Origin of the sequence: Halalkalibacter sp. APA_J-10(15) (assembly GCF_023017105.1) — a bacterium.
GTDB lineage: Bacteria > Bacillota > Bacilli > Bacillales > Bacillaceae_D > Halalkalibacter.
In genome coordinates, this window is record NZ_JALKEV010000011.1 from 41,424 (window position 1) to 61,535 (window position 20,112).

Annotated in this window: 11 protein-coding genes, 1 pseudogene and 1 riboswitch; of the genes and pseudogenes, 10 read left to right on the plus strand and 2 right to left on the minus strand. The window is 40.4% G+C overall.

Annotation, left to right across the window (positions count from 1 at the left end; genetic code table 11):
• The first annotated feature begins 94 nt into the window (after positions 1–94).
• The 4 genes from MW695_RS13600 to MW695_RS13615 all read left to right on the plus strand — a co-directional run bounded on the left by MW695_RS13600 (position 95) and on the right by MW695_RS13615 (position 9,515).
• Positions 95–2,431: an EAL domain-containing protein gene (locus MW695_RS13600; protein ID WP_247105904.1), complete on the plus strand. Its 2,337-nt coding sequence runs from the start codon at positions 95–97 to the stop codon at positions 2,429–2,431.
• Between the two features lie 34 nt (positions 2,432–2,465).
• Complete coding sequence (locus tag MW695_RS13605; protein WP_247105905.1) at positions 2,466–2,975, plus strand: hypothetical protein; 510 nt, start codon at positions 2,466–2,468, stop codon at positions 2,973–2,975.
• Between the two features lie 386 nt (positions 2,976–3,361).
• Positions 3,362–8,038 carry a glutamate synthase large subunit gene (gene gltB / locus MW695_RS13610; RefSeq protein WP_247105906.1) on the plus strand — a complete coding sequence of 1,559 codons (4,677 nt, stop codon included), beginning with the start codon at positions 3,362–3,364 and terminating at the stop codon, positions 8,036–8,038.
• Positions 8,031–9,515 (plus strand): glutamate synthase subunit beta, encoded by a 1,485-nt coding sequence (locus MW695_RS13615; RefSeq protein WP_247105907.1) that lies wholly within the window; start codon positions 8,031–8,033, stop codon positions 9,513–9,515. The genes gltB and MW695_RS13615 overlap by 8 nt, the downstream gene beginning before the upstream one ends.
• On the opposite strand, the pseudogene MW695_RS13620 reads toward MW695_RS13615, so the two are convergent.
• Positions 9,507–10,018, minus strand: a pseudogene (locus MW695_RS13620) (transposase); the annotation flags it as partial. The gene MW695_RS13615 and the pseudogene MW695_RS13620 overlap by 9 nt on opposite strands.
• A gap of 298 nt (positions 10,019–10,316) precedes the next feature.
• A riboswitch (cobalamin riboswitch) is annotated at positions 10,317–10,506 on the plus strand.
• A gap of 129 nt (positions 10,507–10,635) precedes the next feature.
• Here MW695_RS13620 and MW695_RS13625 point away from each other — a divergent pair.
• From MW695_RS13625 to MW695_RS13645, 5 genes are all read left to right on the plus strand, one after another.
• Complete coding sequence (locus tag MW695_RS13625) at positions 10,636–12,510, plus strand: DUF4430 domain-containing protein (protein WP_247105908.1); 1,875 nt, start codon at positions 10,636–10,638, stop codon at positions 12,508–12,510.
• Between the two features lie 129 nt (positions 12,511–12,639).
• Positions 12,640–13,452 carry a DUF4430 domain-containing protein gene (locus tag MW695_RS13630; protein WP_247105909.1) on the plus strand — a complete coding sequence of 271 codons (813 nt, stop codon included), beginning with the start codon at positions 12,640–12,642 and terminating at the stop codon, positions 13,450–13,452.
• A 15-nt stretch (positions 13,453–13,467) separates the two neighbouring features.
• Positions 13,468–14,346 (plus strand): energy-coupling factor transporter transmembrane component T, encoded by an 879-nt coding sequence (locus MW695_RS13635; RefSeq protein WP_247105910.1) that lies wholly within the window; start codon positions 13,468–13,470, stop codon positions 14,344–14,346.
• On the plus strand, positions 14,328–15,959 hold the full coding sequence (locus MW695_RS13640) for an ABC transporter ATP-binding protein (protein ID WP_247105911.1): 1,632 nt from the start codon (positions 14,328–14,330) through the stop codon (positions 15,957–15,959). Before MW695_RS13635 ends, MW695_RS13640 begins: the two co-directional genes overlap by 19 nt.
• Positions 15,941–16,630 (plus strand): ECF transporter S component, encoded by a 690-nt coding sequence (locus MW695_RS13645; protein WP_247105912.1) that lies wholly within the window; start codon positions 15,941–15,943, stop codon positions 16,628–16,630. The genes MW695_RS13640 and MW695_RS13645 overlap by 19 nt, the downstream gene beginning before the upstream one ends.
• A 203-nt stretch (positions 16,631–16,833) precedes the next feature.
• On the opposite strand, the gene MW695_RS13650 is transcribed toward MW695_RS13645, so the two are convergent.
• Complete coding sequence (locus tag MW695_RS13650) at positions 16,834–18,228, minus strand: methyl-accepting chemotaxis protein (protein WP_247105913.1); 1,395 nt, start codon at positions 18,226–18,228, stop codon at positions 16,834–16,836.
• Positions 18,229–18,487: 259 nt separating this feature from the next.
• Here MW695_RS13650 and MW695_RS13655 point away from each other — a divergent pair, with 259 nt between their 5' ends.
• On the plus strand, positions 18,488–20,008 hold the full coding sequence (locus tag MW695_RS13655; RefSeq protein WP_247106010.1) for a NarK family nitrate/nitrite MFS transporter: 1,521 nt from the start codon (positions 18,488–18,490) through the stop codon (positions 20,006–20,008).
• Positions 20,009–20,112 lie beyond the last annotated feature (104 nt).

The following is a 20,112-nucleotide window of genomic DNA, read 5'->3' on the forward strand; positions in this document are numbered from 1 at the left end:
ATTTCCATAGGAGTGAAATGTTAACATATAAGAAGGAGTGTTAGGTTATTCTATTCATTTTGACGAGCAATGATAAACAAACATGAGGTGACATATGACAGGTGAAATTCAATTGCACGGACAGCATGACTTTGAATTCGTTCTATTATCATATTTAATTGCTGGATTGGCAGCGTATGCGTCTATTGATTTAGCTGGGAGGGTGAGAATGACACATGGGTCAGCAAGGAAGATATGGCTTCTTGCTGGTGGTAGCATACTAGGAATTGGGATATGGTCAATGCATTTTATTGCTATGCTCGCATTTCGTTTACCTGAAATGATCTATTATGATCCGTCTGTGGTCGTCGTCTCGGTCGTAGCGGCAATTGTGGGCTGTACAGCTGGTTATTACATAGTATCTTATCATGGTACACATTATGTTCAATTATTGTTAGCAGGATTCATTATGGGAAGTGGAATTGCCATGATGCATTATATCGGAATGGAAGCGATACAGCCTGTCACGATATCCTATAACATTCTATTGGTCGGTGTATCAGTGGTTATAGCTGTGATTGCTTCGATGACGGCTTTATGGGTGGGATTCTTCTCACCATATGCTATTAGAGGGATGAAGTGGAATTTGAAGGTGCTTTTTTCTTTGTTAATGGCTATTGCAATTACCGGAATGCATTATTCAGGTATGGAAGCTTCTTATTTTTACATAGATGGTGCGGATATGATCTCTAATGAGGGTATGTTCAACAGGGAAGTGTTAACGATTCTTGTAGTAATCGTTACGCTCCTTCTTTTCGTCTTGTTTTTTTTCTCTATTGTTCTCGATCGAGTTTTGCGGAAGCAGGGTGTACTCCAAGGGACATTATTAGATTCAGCTGATGAAGGGATTGTTATTACAGAAACAGGAAATGTTATTTTACATGCGAATGAGGCCTTTTATCAATTGTTTCAAAAGGCTGGATTGTCTCGCAATATGCGTAATCTTCATAAATATCATCAAGAATTAATGGCGGGATTTCCATTTTTAAAGGAAACATATATTAAAGTAGGTTCGTACATTATCGAGGTGAAGAGACATGAGATTAAAGGAGAAGATCTTAACCAATCGCTATGGTTTTTCAGAGATATGACGGAGAGAAAGCGTTCAGAAGAATTAGTGGAGCATATGGCCTATCATGATACGTTAACGAAGCTACCTAATCGGTATCGATTAGAGCAAAAGTTAGAATCATTCGTTCAAGAGAAACGAGAGTTGACTTGCATATTCATTGATCTTGATCGGCTGAAGTTTACTAATGATACATTAGGTCATGCAGCAGGAGATCTATTATTACAGGAAGTTGCTAAACGGTTACAACAATCCTTAAAGGCTGAAGATCTATTAGCTAGAGTTGGTGGGGATGAATTTGTCATTTTACTAATTGACGAACGTGCTAGTCACTTTGAAGAAGTGTCATGTAATTTAATTGATATCATTGGTGACACATTTACAATTGATCGAACGAAAATTACTGTGACGTTAAGTGCGGGAATTAGTCAATATCCTCATAGTGCGACGACAGCATCAGAATTATTACAATTTGCTGATTTAGCTATGTATGAAGCGAAAAAACAGAGGAAGAATCAAATAGTGGTCTTTGATGATTCGATTCGTTTAAAGTTAAATGAACGAATTGATATAGAAAAAGGGTTAATGGAGGCCATAGAAGAAAGACAATTTTACTTATTGTACCAGCCTAAATACAAACTAAGTGATAAGGGAGAGGAATTAGAAGGGGTAGAAGCACTTATTCGTTGGGAGCATCCATTATTAGGTATGAGAAGCCCTGCTCACTTTATTCCAGTTGCAGAAGAAACAGGACTTATCATTCAAATAGGCGATTGGGTGTTAGAGGAAGCATGTTTTCAATGGAAGAAATGGATGGAGCAGGGACTAAAGCCATTTTCGGTTGCTGTGAATATTTCTCCGTTGCAGCTTGTTAGTGAGGATTTTGTAGAACGAGTTATGAAGATTGTGTCAAGAACGGAAATGAACCCCAAATATCTCGAATTAGAAATGACGGAATCCTGGTCATTGACATATGAAAACCACATTATTGAAAAACTCATACGATTACGAGAAGAAGGAATAAAGCTATCCATTGATGATTTTGGAACTGGCTATTCTTCGTTTAGACACTTGAAGGAGCTTCCAGTCGACGTATTAAAGATTGATCGGTCATTTATTCAACTACAAAATGATTCGAACGGAGAAGCAATCCTACGATCCATGATCCAGCTAGGTCATAACTTGAAATTAGGAGTTCTCGTTGAAGGGGTTGAAACTGAGGAGCAAGTACGATGGTTGAAGAATGAAAAGTGCGATCTCGTTCAAGGTTTTTATTATAGTAAGCCTATTTCAGTAAGTGAAGTAGAGTACCTGCTGCAATGAATGAGATAAATAAAGTTCGGGAGGTGAAGAGTGTATGCATCCTACTCACTATGAAAACTTAAAAGTAGCGTTTGAAAATCAACTGTATGATTTAGATAATATCGATCAGGTAATAGAAATTGTTGATCGCTCAGATAGGGTTGATCTTGCGACAATGGAACGAATATGCCATATACAATTCCAATTAAACGATGTCCCTTCCATCAAGGCTGAAGTTTGCTTACGTGCATCTTTATTAGATTCTGCAACAGAGTTATTAGAGATTGAAGGTGAAGTCGGTTGTTCATTAATCGTACGGTTGTATATGGAACTATCAGATATAGATACTCAATGTGTACAAATTGAGCAGATTCTTCAGGACATATGGCAATCACGGTTGCCGATTGAACAATCGGTTCAGTTCACTTTTCATCGAGAAGAACGGACATATTTAAATCAAATAACAGTTCGGTTTGATCGGAAGCTAAATGAACGTCATATGAGTGATATTCCAGAGCTGCTCTCTTACGTAATGAAATCATTAAGAGAGTTAAGTCGTATTTAATGAAGGACACTGAAATGTTAAGGCGTTGGTTTATTGAGGGAAGTGAAAAAGTGCAAAATCGAAGTCCACTGAAAAAGTCCTTTCTAGTAACTCAAAGAAGAGTAATGGCTCCGCTCGTTGCGCGCCTTGCTATGAGAAACCCACTCATTTCAAGGCTTTCATAATCGGGCAACGGCTACGCACATTACTTAAAGGCACTGAAAAAGTGAAAATCGCACTTTTTCAGCGCCCTGCAAAATCGACTTTTTCACTTCCTTTTATTTATAAAATCCTTAATCATTTAATTAAGGTAGCTTTAAGTCGCTATCTCTGTTTTTCTTATATGTCAATGTAATCTATCATGTGGGGATAAATCACTTTATTTTGCATACTATAAGACTGTTTACATGTATAACAGTTATTGGAAAGTGGAAGAGGTGATTAAAATGAGTGAAGCTTCGAGGCAACGTAAAGGCTTGTACCGACCGAGTGAAGCTTCGAGGCAACGTAAAGGCTTGTACCGACCGAGTGAAGAGCATGAAGCGTGTGGGATTGGGATGGTAGCTAATATTGATGGAAAACAAACACATGATATTATTGAGTACGCTATTACGATCCTGTGTAATTTAGAGCATCGTGGAGGGCAATCCGCAGATATTAGTACGGGGGATGGTGCGGGGATTTTAACGCAAATTCCTCATAAACTGTTTGTGAAGCAATGTGAGAAAGAAGATATCTACCTCCCGGATAAAGAAGGCGCTTATGGGGTAGGAATGCTCTTCTTACCAAATGACCCTGCTGTTCGTAAGCAAGCAGAGACAACTGTGTCTACTATGATTGAAGAAGAGGGGCTACAATTACTAGGCTGGCGAACCGTACCAGTTAATGATTCATTTGTTGGTGACCTAGCCAAGAAGTCTAAGCCATATATTAGACAAGTTTTTGTAAAGCCTAGTAAAGAAATCCATGATCAAAGTGAGTTTGAGCGCAAGCTTTATGTTATTCGAAAACGAATTGAAAAGGCGTGCCTACAAGCAGATTCAATTCATAGAGATGGGTTATACATCTGTAGTTTTTCTTCAAAAACGATCGTGTATAAGGGCATGCTAATTCCAGAACAGCTTGATTCCTTCTATATTGATTTGAATCACCGTGATTATCAATCAGCATTAGCACTCGTCCATTCGCGATTTAGTACAAATACGTTTCCAAGCTGGGAAAGAGCTCACCCTAATCGGATGACGATTCATAATGGCGAGTTTAATACGATTAAAGGCAATGTCCTTGCGATGAAGGCGCGAGAAGCGCTATGTCAGTCAGAGCTATTTTCTGAGCGAGAATATGCTCAACTGTTTCCAGTTATTGATGAGAGCGGAAGTGATTCATCAATGTTTGATAATGCTTTTGAGTTTTTTCATTTATCGGGTCGTTCCCTTGCTCATACTGCGATGATGATGATTCCAGAGCCATGGAACCATGAACTCATTTCAGAAGAGAAGAAAGCTTTTTATGAATATCATAGTTGCTTAATGGAGCCTTGGGATGGACCGGCAGCTGTTGTGTACACAGATGGAGGCCAAATTGGTGCATGTCTTGATCGAAATGGGTTACGACCAGCTCGTTATTATGTGACAAAGGATGGCATGATTGTTCTTGGTTCAGAAGTAGGAGCTCTAGATATAACAGCTGAAGAGATTGAATACAAAGGAAGACTACTACCGGGAAAGATGCTGTTAGTTGACCTTGAGAAAAAGACAATTGTTCCAGATGAAAAGCTAAAGAAAACGTATGCCAATCAGTACCCGTATAAGAAGTGGCTTGATCAACATCTTATTCCGTTACATATGCTTTCTCCAAATAAGAAAAGCAATGATCCCATGACTGGTGATGATTTAGTTCGCTTGCAGGTGGCCTTTGGCTATACAATTGAAGAGATTAATAAATTAATAAAACCAATGGTGACAGACGGGAAGGATCCTGTTGGTTCAATGGGCTATGATTCACCACTTGCGTTATTGTCAAAAAAGCCGATGCCGTTGTATACGTATTTCAAGCAAAAGTTTGCTCAAGTGACGAATCCACCGATTGATGCAATAAGAGAGAAATTAATTACGTCCGTTGTAACGACAATTGGGCCGGAACGAAATATCATTCAACCAACTGAGGAAAGCTGCAAGAAAATTCAAATCAATAGTCCGATCGCAACGGAAAAGGTATGGAGACAACTAACAAACAGTTCATTTAAAACAGAGATTTTCTCGATTCGTGTTCCGATGGAGGGTCAATCGAAAATAGCGGTTTATGTAGATGAATTATGCAAAAAAGTGGCGTCCTCAATCAAGGGTGGAACTGAGTTAGTCATTCTTTCTGATCGTGGTGTGAATAAAGATTCGTATTCGATTCCACCGCTTTTGGCTGTTTCAGGCTTGCATCATTATTTAATTCGTGCTGGTCTTCGCGCGAAAGTCAGTATATTACTTGAATCCGCAGAGCCACGTGAGGTTCATCATTTCGCAACATTGCTAGGGTTTGGTGCTGAGGTTGTCTTTCCGTATTTGGCCTTTGATACAATCCGCTCCCTTATTGAACAAGGGGATATTCGTGGGATTGATGAGGTGCAGGCGGTGGATACATTTTGTCAAGCAGCAACGAGTGGAATTGTGAAGATTATGTCAAAGATGGGTATTTCCACATTGCAAAGCTATCAAGGTGCTCAAGTGTTTGAAGCAGTTGGAGTTGATCAGACTGTTCTCGATCAATATTTCACGGGAACGTATTCAAGTATTGATGGAATTAATTTAGATAGGATGGCTGAGGAAATGAGGCTCAAGCATCGACAGGCATTTCATTCTAACCGTAGTGGGAGGCTGCGCCTTGAATCTGGAGATGATTTTCAATGGAGACAAGAAGGAGAGGATCATCAATATAATCCACAAACGATTCATCTATTGCAGCAAGCATGTCGGACCAATGATTATTCGTTGTTTAAACAATATACGTCATTGTTAAATGACACAAACCATAACTTACAATCGATTCGTGGCTTATTATTATTTAAAAAAACAAAATCGATTGCGATTGATGAGGTAGAGTCAGTCGAACAGATTGTGAAACGCTTTAAAACAGGTGCAATGTCCTATGGCTCAATTAGTGAAGAAGCTCATGAAGCATTAGCGATTGCGATGAATCGATTAGGAGGAAAAAGCAATTCGGGTGAAGGTGGAGAGTCGCCTGAACGTTTTATTGCTGATCCAAACGGTGATTTACGGCGAAGTGCGATCAAGCAAGTGGCATCCGGTCGATTTGGAGTAAACAGCTATTATTTACTAAATGCTGATGAAATTCAAATTAAAATGGCACAAGGCGCTAAACCAGGAGAGGGCGGACATTTACCTGGTTCTAAAGTATATCCTTGGATTGCTGAAGTTCGTGGTTCAACACCAAGTGTCGACTTAATTTCACCTCCACCTCATCATGATATTTATTCGATTGAGGATTTAGCTGAGCTTATTCACAATTTGAAAAATGCTAATCCGAAGGCGAGAGTTAGTGTAAAGCTAGTCTCTGGTGGAGGTGTTGGAACGATTGCGGCTGGGGTGGCTAAAGGAAGAGCGGATTTAGTATTAATTAGTGGCTACGATGGAGGAACAGGTGCTGCGCCAAGGACGAGCTTGAAGCATGCTGGTTTACCTTGGGAGATTGGACTTGCCGAAACACATCAAACACTTTTATTAAATAAGCTCCGAGATCGAATTGTCGTAGAAACAGATGGAAAGATGATGACGGGACGGGATGTCGTGATTGCGGCATTGCTAGGAGCGGAAGAATATGGCTTTTCAACAGCGCCACTCGTTGTTTTAGGTTGTATTCTAATGAGAGTATGTCATTTGAATACGTGTCCAGTCGGAGTTGCAACACAAGATCCTAGCTTGCGAAAGAAATTTATCGGTACACCAGAGCATGTCGTTCATTTTATGACGTTCATTGCGCAAGAGGTACGAGAATATATGGCTCAATTGGGTATTCGAACGATGGATGAGTTGATCGGGAGGACAGATTTGCTAGAGAGCAATCAAGCGATTGAGCATTGGAAAGCAAAAGGGATTGATTTGTCCCCATTATTATATCAACCGGAAGAGGTACAATCAGTAAGTCGATACGCAACGATTGAGCAAGTACACGGATTAGATAAGACGTTAGATCAGCAAGAATTAATTCCTCGTTGTGAAGCTGCATTAGAGCGAAAAGAAAAAGTAGAGTCGACATTGTCGATACGTAATATTAACCGTGTTGCTGGCACAATGCTCGGCAGCGAGATTACAAAAAGGTACGGAATAGAAGGGTTAGCTGAAGATACAATTAAACTAACATTAATTGGCTCAGCTGGACAAAGCTTTGGTGCGTTTATTCCAAGAGGGCTATCGATGCGCTTAGTTGGCGATGCGAACGATTTCTTCGGAAAAGGATTGTCTGGTGGGAAACTAATTGTACGTCCTTCTAAAAGGTCTACATTTGTTGCTGCCGATAACATCATTATTGGCAATGTTGCCTTCTACGGGGCAACAGCAGGAGAGGCTTACGTGAATGGAATAGCAGGTGAACGCTTCTGTGTAAGAAATAGTGGTGCTAACGTCGTTGTTGAAGGGGTTGGTGATCACGGGTGTGAATATATGACCGGTGGGAAAGTCGTTGTTTTAGGTGAAACAGGTAAGAATTTTGCAGCTGGTATGTCTGGTGGAGTCGCTTATGTGCTCGATTACGATCAGAAATTTGCGAAACGCTGCAATCAAGAGCTAGTCGTTATTGAGCATGCTAGTGAAGAAGAAATTAGTGATATTCAAGTGATGATCGAAAGACATATATATTACACGAAAAGTGAGCGAGGCAAAGAAGTACTGAAAAATTGGGGTAAGATATCCAAGCAGTTTGTTCGTGTGATTCCACGTGATTATATGGTGATGAAGAAGAGGATTGATCGATTTAAAGAGAAAGGGTATGACTCATATAAAGCGGCTTTAGCGGCTTTTGAAGAAAGTAAAGCGGCCGTCGATTTTGTGAAGGATGGTGACGTGAACAATGGGTAAACCAACAGGATTTATTGATTATACTAGAAAGCCATTACCTGAACGTGATCCGAAAGAGCGAGTGAAGGATTGGGATGATTATACACTGCGTCATCAAGAGCAGGAGCTCCAGCAGCAGGGAGCACGTTGCATGGACTGTGGAGTGCCTACGTGTCATACAGGAATGATGTTAAACGGTATGACAACAGGTTGTCCGGTTCATCATCTCATTCCTGAGTGGAATGATCTCGTCTATCAAGGGCAGTGGAAGGAAGCGTTAGAGCGTGAACATGAACGTAACAATTTCCCAGAGTTTACGGGTATGGCGTGTCCTGCACCGTGTGAAGGGGCGTGTGTACTAGGGATCAATGAACCGCCTGTGGCGATTCGATCAGTCGAATTAGCGATTGTTGAACGTGGCTTTAAGGAAGGCTGGGTTAAGCCTACACCACCAACTGATCGGACTGGTAAAAAGGTCGCCATTGTCGGATCGGGTCCAGCGGGATTAGCTGCAGCTGCCCAATTAAACAAGGCAGGGCATCTAGTAACGGTCTACGAAAGGCATGACCGAATTGGTGGATTACTGACGTATGGAATTCCGGAAATGAAGCTTCCTTATCAAGTAATTGAGCGACGAGTGAACATCTTACAAGCAGAAGGAATCATGTTTCAACCGAATACGGAAATAGGGAAGGATTATCCACTAAAAAAGCTACATTCAGACTTTGATGCGGTCATTTTATGTGGCGGAGCGGCGAAGCATCGTGACATAGAAGTGGAAGGAAGAGGTTTAGAAGGGATTCATTTTGCGATGGACTTCTTGCATACGAATACGAAGAGTCTATTAGATTCTGGTCATGAAGATGGTGTATACATTTCGGCCAAGGATAAAGATGTCATCGTAATTGGCGGTGGGGATACAGGAACAGATTGTTTAGCGACATCCGTTCGTCATGGGTGCCGGAGTCTAACTCAGTTTGATATATATCCAAAGAAAGGGACCGAGCGCGAGCCCGATAATCCATGGCCACAATGGCCCGTCATTCATCGAGTTGAATATGGACATAAGGAAGCAGCTGCAGTATTAGGTGAAGATCCACGCGCTTATGCCGTCATGACGAAGCGATTTATAGGCGATGATCAAGGTCAAGTTGCATTTGTTGAGACTGTTGAAGTGGAAACATTTATGAATGCAGAAGGCAAGAAAATAAGGAAAGAATTACCTGGGACAGAAAAGCGTTGGCCTGCCCAATTAGTGTTACTTGCCATTGGATTTAGCGGTCCGGAGACTGAATTTCTGACAGAAGCCAATGTTCAATTAAACAATCGATCAAATGTAAAGGCAGAATATGGTACTTACCGAACGAATATTGACGGTTTATTTGCGGCAGGTGATATGCGCCGAGGCCAAAGTTTGATCGTTTGGGCGATTAATGAAGGAAGAGAAGCAGCACGTGAATGCGATAAGTATTTAATGGGAGAAACAAGCTTACCTTAAGAGGTAGGCTTCAAACCGTAGACAAAACGGCTTTGAGAAATGATTCTCAAAGCCGTTTCTACGTTATTTCGTCTGTTTATTGTTGGTGACACTGGAGGACGTGTGTTTCTCCAGTGTCAGTTGGTTAATTTTTTTTAGGTTCATGGCAGCAAAAACAAGCATCGCCTGCATTGAGTTTTTTTTTCTTTCATATTGGTCCAACGCAAACCATGCTTTTGTTTCAAACCTGCAAAGACACGTTCAATCGTTTCTTTACGTTTTGCGTAGATCTCTTTGTTTAAATCTGAATGTCTTAGGTGTTCGTCTTCATCCAAGGCATCTTGCCAAATGTGACGTAGAACCAGCTTTTGATGACTTTTACTCTTGGTGCATGGGTGTAAGACAGGTCATGTCTGGCAAATAGATGAATTAGATATGTACTCTCGATACCCTTCTCGGTTTGTTGTCTGATATGGAAGAAGCTGATCTTCCGGACATATGTAACAATCATAGTATTCATCATAAAAAGCGGACGGGATGGGAGGGCCGACTCCTGCAGGAGGAAAGGGCAGGTTGAAATCCACCGGCGCAGCCGGTTAGTTCAACGCCCTCCTGCGGAAAGCGTGCCCCCATCCCGGGAGCGAGGTTGAAGAGCCACACCCTGACTACTAATCAAATGCGAGACCTTGTCGACAGGCTAAAGCTTACCTTAAAAGGTAGGCTTGTTTTTGAGAAGAAATGTGTCAGGTTTTTATAAAACAATGCTACACATTTTTTCATATTGATTACTAGAGTGAGTTCGAGTATAATTACTTCGATAAGTTCATAGTTAATCAAACAGGTGCTAGCATTTATTAAATGCTAGTTTAATAGGGAAGTTGGTGAGAAACCAACGCGGTCCCGCCACTGTAAATGAGAGCAACCTACTATTGTCACTGTCTCATATGAAGATGGGAAGACGTAGGAAGCGATGACCATAAGCCAGGAAACCTGCCTGTTTTGCCAGCACCATGTTCTACGCGGATAGAAGGGGTGTTAAGAATGTATAGTATATGATGCTATTAATCTCTTAACATTTTAGCTCCTTCTCAGTTAGAGGGGCTTTTTTTAATGGATAGATAGAAAATGAGGAGGAACAAAAATGAAAAAATGGATGCATCAGATGATGGCAGTGTTGCTTGTGTTTTCACTGTTCTTTGGAAGTGTCAATACGGCGGTATTTGCTGAGGAAGCATCGGATCAGCAATTAGAAGAGAGTGATCAGATTGTTACGGTTGATGTTAGTGAGTATGAGGTTGAAGAGGGAGATACGGCGTTTGACTTACTCGTGCGTGCTGTCGGTGAGGAGAATGTTGGATATGATGATGGCCAATACGGGAAATTTATTCATACAATTAATGGTGTGCAGGCAGAAGGAAACTATTTCTGGGCATTTTATGTCAATCGAATCTCAGCACAAACAGGCGCAGATAGCTTTTTAGTCGATGAAGATGACATTCTAACATTTAAACTAGTTGACTGGACAGCTGAAAGTGATAGTGCTGAACTTGAAATTGTAGGAATTGAAGAAGTTCAAGCTTATGATGACAGTTTTGGATTTATTGAAGGGGCAACAGCCTTTGATTTAATTAAGGTAGTCATCGGTAAGGACAATTTAGAGTATGACGTATATGATTTTGGGAATTTTATTACAGGAATTAATGGTTTAAAGGCAGAGTATCCTGATTATTGGTCATTAGTCGTTAATGATGAGTCTTCGCAAGTCGGTGCTAGTGACTACGTGTTGACAAATGGAGACCTGATTTCCTTTGTCTTCATTGAGAATGAATCGGAAGATGAAGGCGGAGATGCTGACAGCGGGTCTGAAGAAGAGGATCCTGTAACAGAAGAAGGTTCTGAGACTGAACGAGTTGATCCAGAAGTCATTCAAAGTGCGATCGATTCAGCAACTGATTATATTCTTGCTGGAACAATCGGTGATTGGAATGCAATAGCATTAAGACAGGCAAGAAAAGAAGTGCCGAGTAGCTATTTAGATCAAGTGAAAGAGACGTTAAGAGAGAATGAAGGACAGTTTCGTACTATAACGGATTATGAGCGTGTGACGTTAGGTATTTTAGCAGCAGGTGGCAACCCGACAAATATTGAAGGATACAACCTCGTTGAAGCCATTTATAATGGTGAATTAACGCGTCAAGGCTTAAACGGTGTTGTGTATGGTTTAATTGCGTTAGATAGTGCTGGCTTTGAAACACCAGATGGAGCAGCGTGGGATCGTGAACGAATGATTTCATATTTACTAGAAGCGCAAAATGAAAGTGGTGGCTGGTCTTGGGATGGAAGTAGTACAGCTGATTTGGATACAACGGCGATGGCCATCACCGCATTAGCGCCACATACATCTCAAACAGAAGTTGAACAAAGTGTGAATGAAGCATTACGTTATATCCAAGCAAATGCTTCGCAAATTGACAATAGCTCGACTGCTTCTCAAGTTATTATTGCGCTTGCGACAGCTGGGGTTGAACCAAACCAGCCAGAGGATCCAAGTGATAGTGAAAGTACGAGGCTTGTTGATTACTTATTGAGCTTCCAAAATGATGATGGTGGATTCTATTGGAAGGATGGCTATGGTTCTGATAGTGATCCATTTTCAACCGACCAAGCCTATCGTGCTCTTGTTGCTTATCAGCTATATGTAAATGGGGAAGGATCTTTGTATCATCTTCCTTTAGCTGATGGAGAAGTTCAGCATGGATTAGAAGATGTTGTTGTTGAGGAAGAGGAAACAACTAATCCTTATGAAAAGGTAGAAACAGAGCCCCCTTTACCTTCTAATAATAATGAAAAAGAAATAGATTCTAATAACACATCGGAATCAACAGATGAAGGTGAGCGGTTACCAGATACGGCAACGAATACATTTAATCTTCTTTTGGTTGGTTTAGTTTTATTGCTAATAGGTGTGATAGCATTTGTGATAACGAAACGTCGTGGAATGATGAAGGAAGAATAATCCCTTTTGTTTATGCATAGGGCGCTGAAAAGGTTTGCTTTCCCTTTTTCAGTGCCCTTTAAGTCATAATAGGGGGTCTCATTTCGGTATGGAGTAGATCAGCTTATAGTAGAGGAGCGTGTTGTGAGGATGAGAATTCGTTGGATCCAAATTTTGTTGCTCATGTTCATGGCTATTGGCATTTTAATAGGTTGTGGGACAGGAAATAAAGAAGAGCATCAGGATGATCGTCATGATCAAGAACAAGTAATAGAGGATGTTGAAATCGAACAAGATGAAGGTGCAGAACTAGGTGACGAGGAGAGTAACGCAGAAGAAGAAGTTGAACAGCTAGAGGATGCGGAAGTGGTGTTGCCTAGTAAGTCGAAGGAAATTGAACAATCTGAGGCGACATCTTCTTCTTCGAATGAAGACCTTGCGAATGAATCGACAGAAAAGAAAGAAACGAATCAGACAAGTGATCATCAGTCTAGTACGAATGAGAAGAAGGAACGATCCACATCGAACTCTCATTCCAATTCATCCAATAATCAGTCTTCTAATTCAAAACCAAAAGAAGAAAAGAAGCAAGAAAGCTCGTCTTCGAAAGCAAATGAGTCAAAGCCTAAAGAAGAGAAAACAACATCTACCTCTGAGCCAACAGTATCGATTGTGATACAAGGACCAAGTGGGAAAATGGGTGAAGGAGAAGTAGAATATGCAGATGGTGATACGGTTTTGGATATACTGACAAAGTACGGTAAGTCGGCCGATATTTACGTTGATTACACGGGGAGAGGCGCAGCTGCTTATGTTCGAGGAATTGCCGATGTGTATGAATTTGACTATGGGCCGAGGAGCGGTTGGGTAGCAAAAGTAAATGGTACGAGTATTACCCAAAGTGCAGGTGTAACAATAGTAAAGGCAGGAGATCGCGTTGAATGGTTATATACAGAAGAATGACAGTAGGTTGTCCTCATGAACCTTCGATTTGAACAACTACATCCATTAACGACTTTTCTTTTTTATAGTGGTGCAATTGCGTTATTAATGCTTATGCTACACCCGTATTATTTGTTAGCTGCTTTTTTTGCCATTTTACTTCGTGAATATTTGCATGATCGTTTTCGTGGGGTGCGTGGTTGGGTGTTATTTATCTTTTTGTCAGCGCTCATTTTCGTGATGGCTAATCCTTTTTTTAATCAAAGAGGGTCACATGTGTTAGTTGAATGGGCGAATCGTCGCATTACACTTGAAGCTCTTTTGTACGGTGGTATTACTGCATTTTCACTTATGAGCATAGTTGTGCTTTTTATTTCATTTAACCGAGTTATGACGCCAAATAAGTTATTGTTTTTGTTTGGGCGTGTGCTGCCACAGTTTGCTTTGCTGTTAATGCTAACATTGCGTTTTATTCCTCTTATGAAAAGAAGGCTGGACGACATTAGCATGGTTCAACATAGTAAAGGGGTCTCGGTCACTCGTGGTAAGTGGAGTGAAAGAGCGAAAAAAGGGCTACTCTATGTGCAAATTTTGCTGACCTATTCATTGGAAGAAGCGATACAAACGGCAGACTCAATGAAGGCACGAGCATTTGGAAAAGGGAAAAGAAGTTCATATGCTCACTTTCGTTGGTATTCATACGATACGTTGAGTGTTGCTTTTATTCTAATTAGTTTAACAATTATGATGATTGGTCGACTTGTAGGATTGGGCTATTTAACGATCTATCCAGTCATGGATTCGCTTCAATTGGTTGGAGGCGACATGCTTCTATTATGTTTGTTTATTTTTTATTTCTTATTTCCTTTATGGCTAGAATGGGGTGGAATGATTAAATGGCGTATATTCAATTAAACAACATTTGCTTTACCTATCCAGATAGTGAAAAGCCAGCATTGAATGAAATTTCCGTGGACATTCAACGAGGAGATTTTGTTGTGCTAATAGGCCCTTCTGGATGTGGGAAGAGTACGCTGCTAAAGCTGTTAAAACCATCGATTCAACCTCATGGTCAGTTAACAGGAGAACGGTTATTAGAGGGGGAATCGATTGAACAATTAGTGAGTGAACAAGATATTGGCTTTGTTTTCCAAGATCCCGATAATCAAGTTGTAGCAGATGAGGTTTTACATGAGCTAGTGTTCGGTTTAGAAAATATCGGCTTACCGACAGTGGAGATGCGGAACCGTGTTGCTGAAATGGTGCATTTTCTTGGTGCTGAGGATTTATTGAAAAGAAAAACACATGAACTATCTGGTGGGCAGAAGCAGCAGGTGAATGTCGCTTCGATCTTGCTAATGCAGCCTCATATTTTGTTGCTTGATGAACCGACAGCTCAGCTTGATCCAGTGAGTGCTCGTGATTTTTTAGAAATGCTTGTGCAATTAAATGAAGAGTTTGGTATGACGATTATTATCGCTGAGCATCGACTTGAAGATGTGTTGGCTTTGGCTGATCAAGTTGTGGCAATGAAAGAAGGAGCTATTGTAGAATGTGGTACACCGAAAGAGGTTGTGAGAACGTTATGGAAGTCTTCTTATCAACCATTTGTGCCGACAACACCCTCACTAGCTTTGACTGTTAATGAACAATTGCCACATATTCCTCTTACTGTGAAAGAAGGACGATTATGGTTAGATCAGCAACTTTGGAATGCTTATATTGATCAAAAGGTTGAGGTAGCGTCAAATGAAGCCGAGGAAATGATCCGATTGCGAGATGTCTCCTTTCAATATGAAGAGGATCAGGCCGTTCTTCATCGTTTAACATTGGCGATCTATAAAGAGGAAATTTATGCACTTGTTGGGGGAAATGGTTCTGGAAAGACAACGTTATTGAAGGTATTAATGGGATTGCTGAAGCCGCAAAAAGGGAAACTGACTCTAGATGGTCAATTGATGAAATGGAAGCAATCTGAGGAGTTTGTTTTTATCGTTGGTTATTTACCACAAAACCCAAAGCTGTTCTTTATACATGAAACAGTCGGGGAAGAGTTAGCAGCGGTGATGGCACAATGGAATGTAACGGATCAAGATGAAGCAGACTCCTTGTTAGAGGCTTTGCAAATAGATCACTTGAAAGATCGCCATCCGTATGATCTGAGTGGTGGTGAGCTACAAAAGGCTGCACTTGCTTGTATTTTAATTCGTAAACCGAAGCTACTATTACTAGATGAACCGACAAAAGGATTAGATCCGATTTCAAAGATACGGTTAGGTGATATGCTAGTGGAACTAAAGAAAAAAGGGATTACCGTCTTTATGACAACACATGACATTGAGTTTGCTTCACGTTATGCAACGACGTGTGGAATGATGTTCCAAGGTCAAATTACATCAGAAGGTGTACCAAGCGATTTTTTTAAAGGGAATTTCTTTTATACAACAATGATCCAACGGTTGTTCCGAGGGAAATCAGATGACGTCATGACGATAGAGAGGGCTTTGCAATGCTTCGATCAACATTAACCTGGGTCGTTTTACTGACAATGGTAGGTTTCGTGATTATCGCCTCATTGCTGTGGACTGATCACTATTTATGGATTAGTTTTGTCATTATTATATCAGCTCTTCTTCTCTTTATTATTCGATTTGAACGTAGAAAACTAGAGGCGAGAGAACTCGTATTATTAGCCGTTCTTGCTGCGATTGCGGCTGTTAGCCGTATTCCGTTTGCTAGCATACCAAGTGTACAGCCAACGACGTTCGTCATTATGATGTCAGGCTTTGTGTTTGGTGCGGAAAGTGGGATGATGATCGGAGTTGTTGCAGCGCTTGCATCTAATATGATATTAGGTCAAGGTCCTTGGACGCCATGGCAAATGCTCGCATGGGGCTTAGTTGGATTGACAGCAGGGTTATGGAGAAATCATATTTGGCTAAAAAGAAAATTTGGAAAAGTATTATTTGCAATTGCTTGGGGCTATTTGTTTGGGTGGATCATGAATGCTTGGGGTGTATTATCACTTATCTTTGTTAATGGCGAATGGAATTTCTCGATTCTCGTACCTTACTTTTTCGGAAGTGCTTTGTTTGATACGATGCACGCAGCCTCCAACGTACTCTTCTTACTCGTCTTTGGTGGTATTTGGATGAAAATCCTTATGCGCTTTAAGAAGAAATACGGGCTTATGGAATAGGGTGAAATATGTTGTGTGTGCTGGTTTCATAGTAGGAGAGTTTTGAAAGAGGTTCTCTTAACTGGCATAAAGCTAGAAATGGACCGAGAGCAACGAGTGAAAGGGATTCCACCCCACTCGATGCGGTTCCTCGTTCCGCTATTATCGCTGTATAACCTCATCTAGGATTCTCTCACTGATGTATAGGAGACCTCTGGCACTTCTTATGCCAGCCAATTCGTACATAATTGAACAATTTTGTTAAATTGATTTCGTCCGATTGTAGCTACATTTTGTTTTGCTTGTTCAGCATTGCCTTCAAGCATTAATTTCGTATTTATTGTTGTAATCTCATTAAATGTTGTCCATAATTCGTTGAACCTCTGAATGTTTGATGTACACTTCTCGCTAGTGGCGACGTTAGAAAGCTTTTCTATTTGGTTATATAAATGCTTCTCAGCTCGTTCCTTTTCCCGCTTCCAATAAACGACCTCTTCATAATTCGTTGACGCAATCATAGTAACCATCATTCCTCTAATCGTTAATGCCTGTTTAAATATTGCTTCGACTTCATGCTTATTTGTTTGGTCATTAGGTAATGTAAAAAGGGATGTAACGGCGGATAGAGCAAATACATCCTTTGTTGTCTCATGGATATTTATGTTCATTCGTTCAATGGTTTGTTGTTGCTCTAATGTAGAGGCTAGTATCTCCTGACTCGCAGCAGAAAGCTCTTCGTTAATTGCCGCTGATTGGTGAAGGGCTCCTTTTGTCGTTTCTGTACTCTTATTAAGATGGTCTCCTTCCTTTTCTACTGCTTTTATATCGACTTTGATTTGTCGCACTTCTTCCATAATGTGATGAAAGCTTTCTTCAGTTTGTTTAATACTAGAAGTTGTATCATCTACTAGCGATAAAGTAGCCATCGTTCGATTGTTTGAATGTGTAATTTGATCTTGTAAGGACTTAATAATGGCTTCAATATCTTCTGTGGCAGATTTTGATTGATCAGCTAGTTCGCCGATTTCCTTAGCGACAACCGCAAAGCCGTTACCTCGTTCGCCGGCACGAGAAGCTTCTATTGAGGCATTTAAGGAGAGTAGACTTGTTTGTTTAGCTAGCTTTTGAATAAGGTCAATAATGTGTGTAATATCTTTAGAAGCATTCATCAGACTTTGTGCTTCTTCGTAGCCTATTGTACTTTCTCTTTTTAATGAGTTCATTTTTTCACTGGATGCATTCATATGTTTGATTCCAGTTTCAACGGTGCTCTCAATTTGCTCACTTGATTGAAGGATTTGCGAGTGCTTAGAGATAAGTCTTTCTGTTGCTGAATGGACATGATTCATTTGCTCGGATATCGTAATAGCTTCGTCTGCCTGTTGCTGAATGCCTCGTGCTAATTCGTTCATCGTATAAGTAACGGTCCTAACTTCTTCTTCTAAATTAGCCGATGATTGAGCTACTCCTGTTACCCTCGCGTAAAGATCCTTGCTCGATCGTTTCGTGATTTGGAGAAAGGGCCTAAACATGTGGATCGTTTTTTGGAACAGGTTTACATGACGATTTTTACTTTGAGGAATATTTTTACTTAAATCCCCTTCAGAAAATTGTTTCAAGACGTCATCCTCTTTCTTTCTGTTTGTTAAAAGTAACAAATTGTTTCACTCCCTAGAAAAGTATAAACTTCCCATCATTATCTCTATTTTAAAAATAAAAAAACAATAAATTTGGAAGAATATATAACAGTGTATTTATCATGAAAGCGTTGGCTTATAAAGCTTGGAAGGTTTTCTATCGCAATTGCAGACGCGGGCTCTATTAACATGTATTAATGGTATTAGAATTAAAAACATGTGATTGGAGATGAAGTTAGAGATGACGGTATCGGATTTATTTAAATTTAAAGATGAGAGAACAAAAGTTTTGCACTTTACATGGTTTGCGTTTTTTGTTTCTTTCTTTACTTGGTATAATATGGCGCCAATGGCCACGACGATGTTAGCAGAATTGAATTGGTTAACGCCTGAACATATTGCGGCACTCGGTATATTAAATGTAGCATTAACGATACCGGCGCGTATTATTATCGGTTCATTACTTGATAAGTATGGTCCAAGAGTCGTTTATTCTGGGTTACTGATCATTATGTCGATTCCTGCTTTTGTGTTTGCCTTTGGTGATTCGTGGGCGCAAATTGCAATATCGCGTTTAATTCTCGGTAGTATTGGAGCGAGCTTTGTAATCGGGATACGAATGGTTTCTGAATGGTATCCTCCAAAAGATGTAGGGTTTGCCGAAGGGATTTATGGTGGATGGGGGAACTTTGGTTCAGCCGCTGCTGCGATGATTCTACCTTGGATTGCATTAACGATGTTCGGTGGAGATAATGGCTGGAGATATGCCTTAGCACTTACAGGGTTATTCTGTCTTGTTTATGGAATTATTTATTATTTTGCAGTACGTGATACGCCAGAAGGAAAAGTGTTACTAAAGCCGAAGAAATCTGGTGCGATGGAAGTAAGTAGCTGGGGCGATATGGTTCAGTTGATTTTTTGGACGATTCCTTTAGGTGGGGCATTGGCTCTAAGTGCTTGGCGACTAGAGGGGATGGGCTTTTTAAGTGAAACGTTCTTATATGTCACATGGATCATCATCGGACTTGTCTTTATTTATCAAGTGTATAAAATTCTTCAAGTGAATGTACCCTTATTAAAGAAAGGTGTGCCTGAGGATGATCAATATAAGTTTAAAAATGTTGCGGCATTAAATAGTACGTATTTTGCTAACTTTGGAGCAGAATTAGCCATTATTTCAATGCTACCGATGTTCTTTCAGCTTACGTTTTCATTAACCCCAGCAACAGCGGGATTAATTGCAGCATCATTCGCATTTATCAATTTAGTGGCTCGTCCTTTAGGCGGTGTATTATCGGATCGTATGGGTAGCCGTCGAAAGATTATGCTTATTTATATGTTCGGTATTTCATTAGGGTTAGTTGGAATGGGGTTCATAGATTCTTCGTGGCCTATTGTATTAGCTGTAGCTGTTGTTGTGTTAACTTCTGTCTTTATACAAGGGGCTGAAGGAGCGACGTTTGCTGTCATTCCAATGATTAAGAAGCGAATTACAGGACAAATTGCAGGAATGTCAGGAGCGTATGGAAACGTCGGTGCAACCATTTATTTAACTCTTTATACGTTTGTATCGTCACAACAATTCTTTTTCATATTAGCTGGTGGAGCGTTTGTCAGCTTTGTCATTTGCTATTTCATGTTAGAGGAGCCAAAGAACTCATTTGCTGATGAATATTATGAATCTTCTGCTGATCAAGCTCAAGTGATGGAGGAGCTTTCTGAGGAGTTAACAGGAGAGGAAAAAGTGAAAAAGGCCTTGTAAGTATAAAGGTTTTGGGAATTTACTTTTGGGAGTGTCATTCGTTTGACACTCCTGTTTGTGTTGCTCAAAAAGGAACTCCACTTCATGTTAAGTAGAAAGCAAAG

Coding starts and splice junctions, on each gene's coding strand:
- MW695_RS13600 (WP_247105904.1), top strand. CDS start 95: ATGACAGGTGAAATTCAATTGCACGGACAGCATGACTTTGAATTCGTT.
- MW695_RS13605 (WP_247105905.1), top strand. CDS start 2,466: ATGCATCCTACTCACTATGAAAACTTAAAAGTAGCGTTTGAAAATCAA.
- gltB (WP_247105906.1), top strand. CDS start 3,362: ATGTATAACAGTTATTGGAAAGTGGAAGAGGTGATTAAAATGAGTGAA.
- MW695_RS13615 (WP_247105907.1), top strand. CDS start 8,031: ATGGGTAAACCAACAGGATTTATTGATTATACTAGAAAGCCATTACCT.
- MW695_RS13625 (WP_247105908.1), top strand. CDS start 10,636: ATGAAAAAATGGATGCATCAGATGATGGCAGTGTTGCTTGTGTTTTCA.
- MW695_RS13630 (WP_247105909.1), top strand. CDS start 12,640: ATGAGAATTCGTTGGATCCAAATTTTGTTGCTCATGTTCATGGCTATT.
- MW695_RS13635 (WP_247105910.1), top strand. CDS start 13,468: ATGAACCTTCGATTTGAACAACTACATCCATTAACGACTTTTCTTTTT.
- MW695_RS13640 (WP_247105911.1), top strand. CDS start 14,328: ATGGCGTATATTCAATTAAACAACATTTGCTTTACCTATCCAGATAGT.
- MW695_RS13645 (WP_247105912.1), top strand. CDS start 15,941: ATGCTTCGATCAACATTAACCTGGGTCGTTTTACTGACAATGGTAGGT.
- MW695_RS13655 (WP_247106010.1), top strand. CDS start 18,488: ATGACGGTATCGGATTTATTTAAATTTAAAGATGAGAGAACAAAAGTT.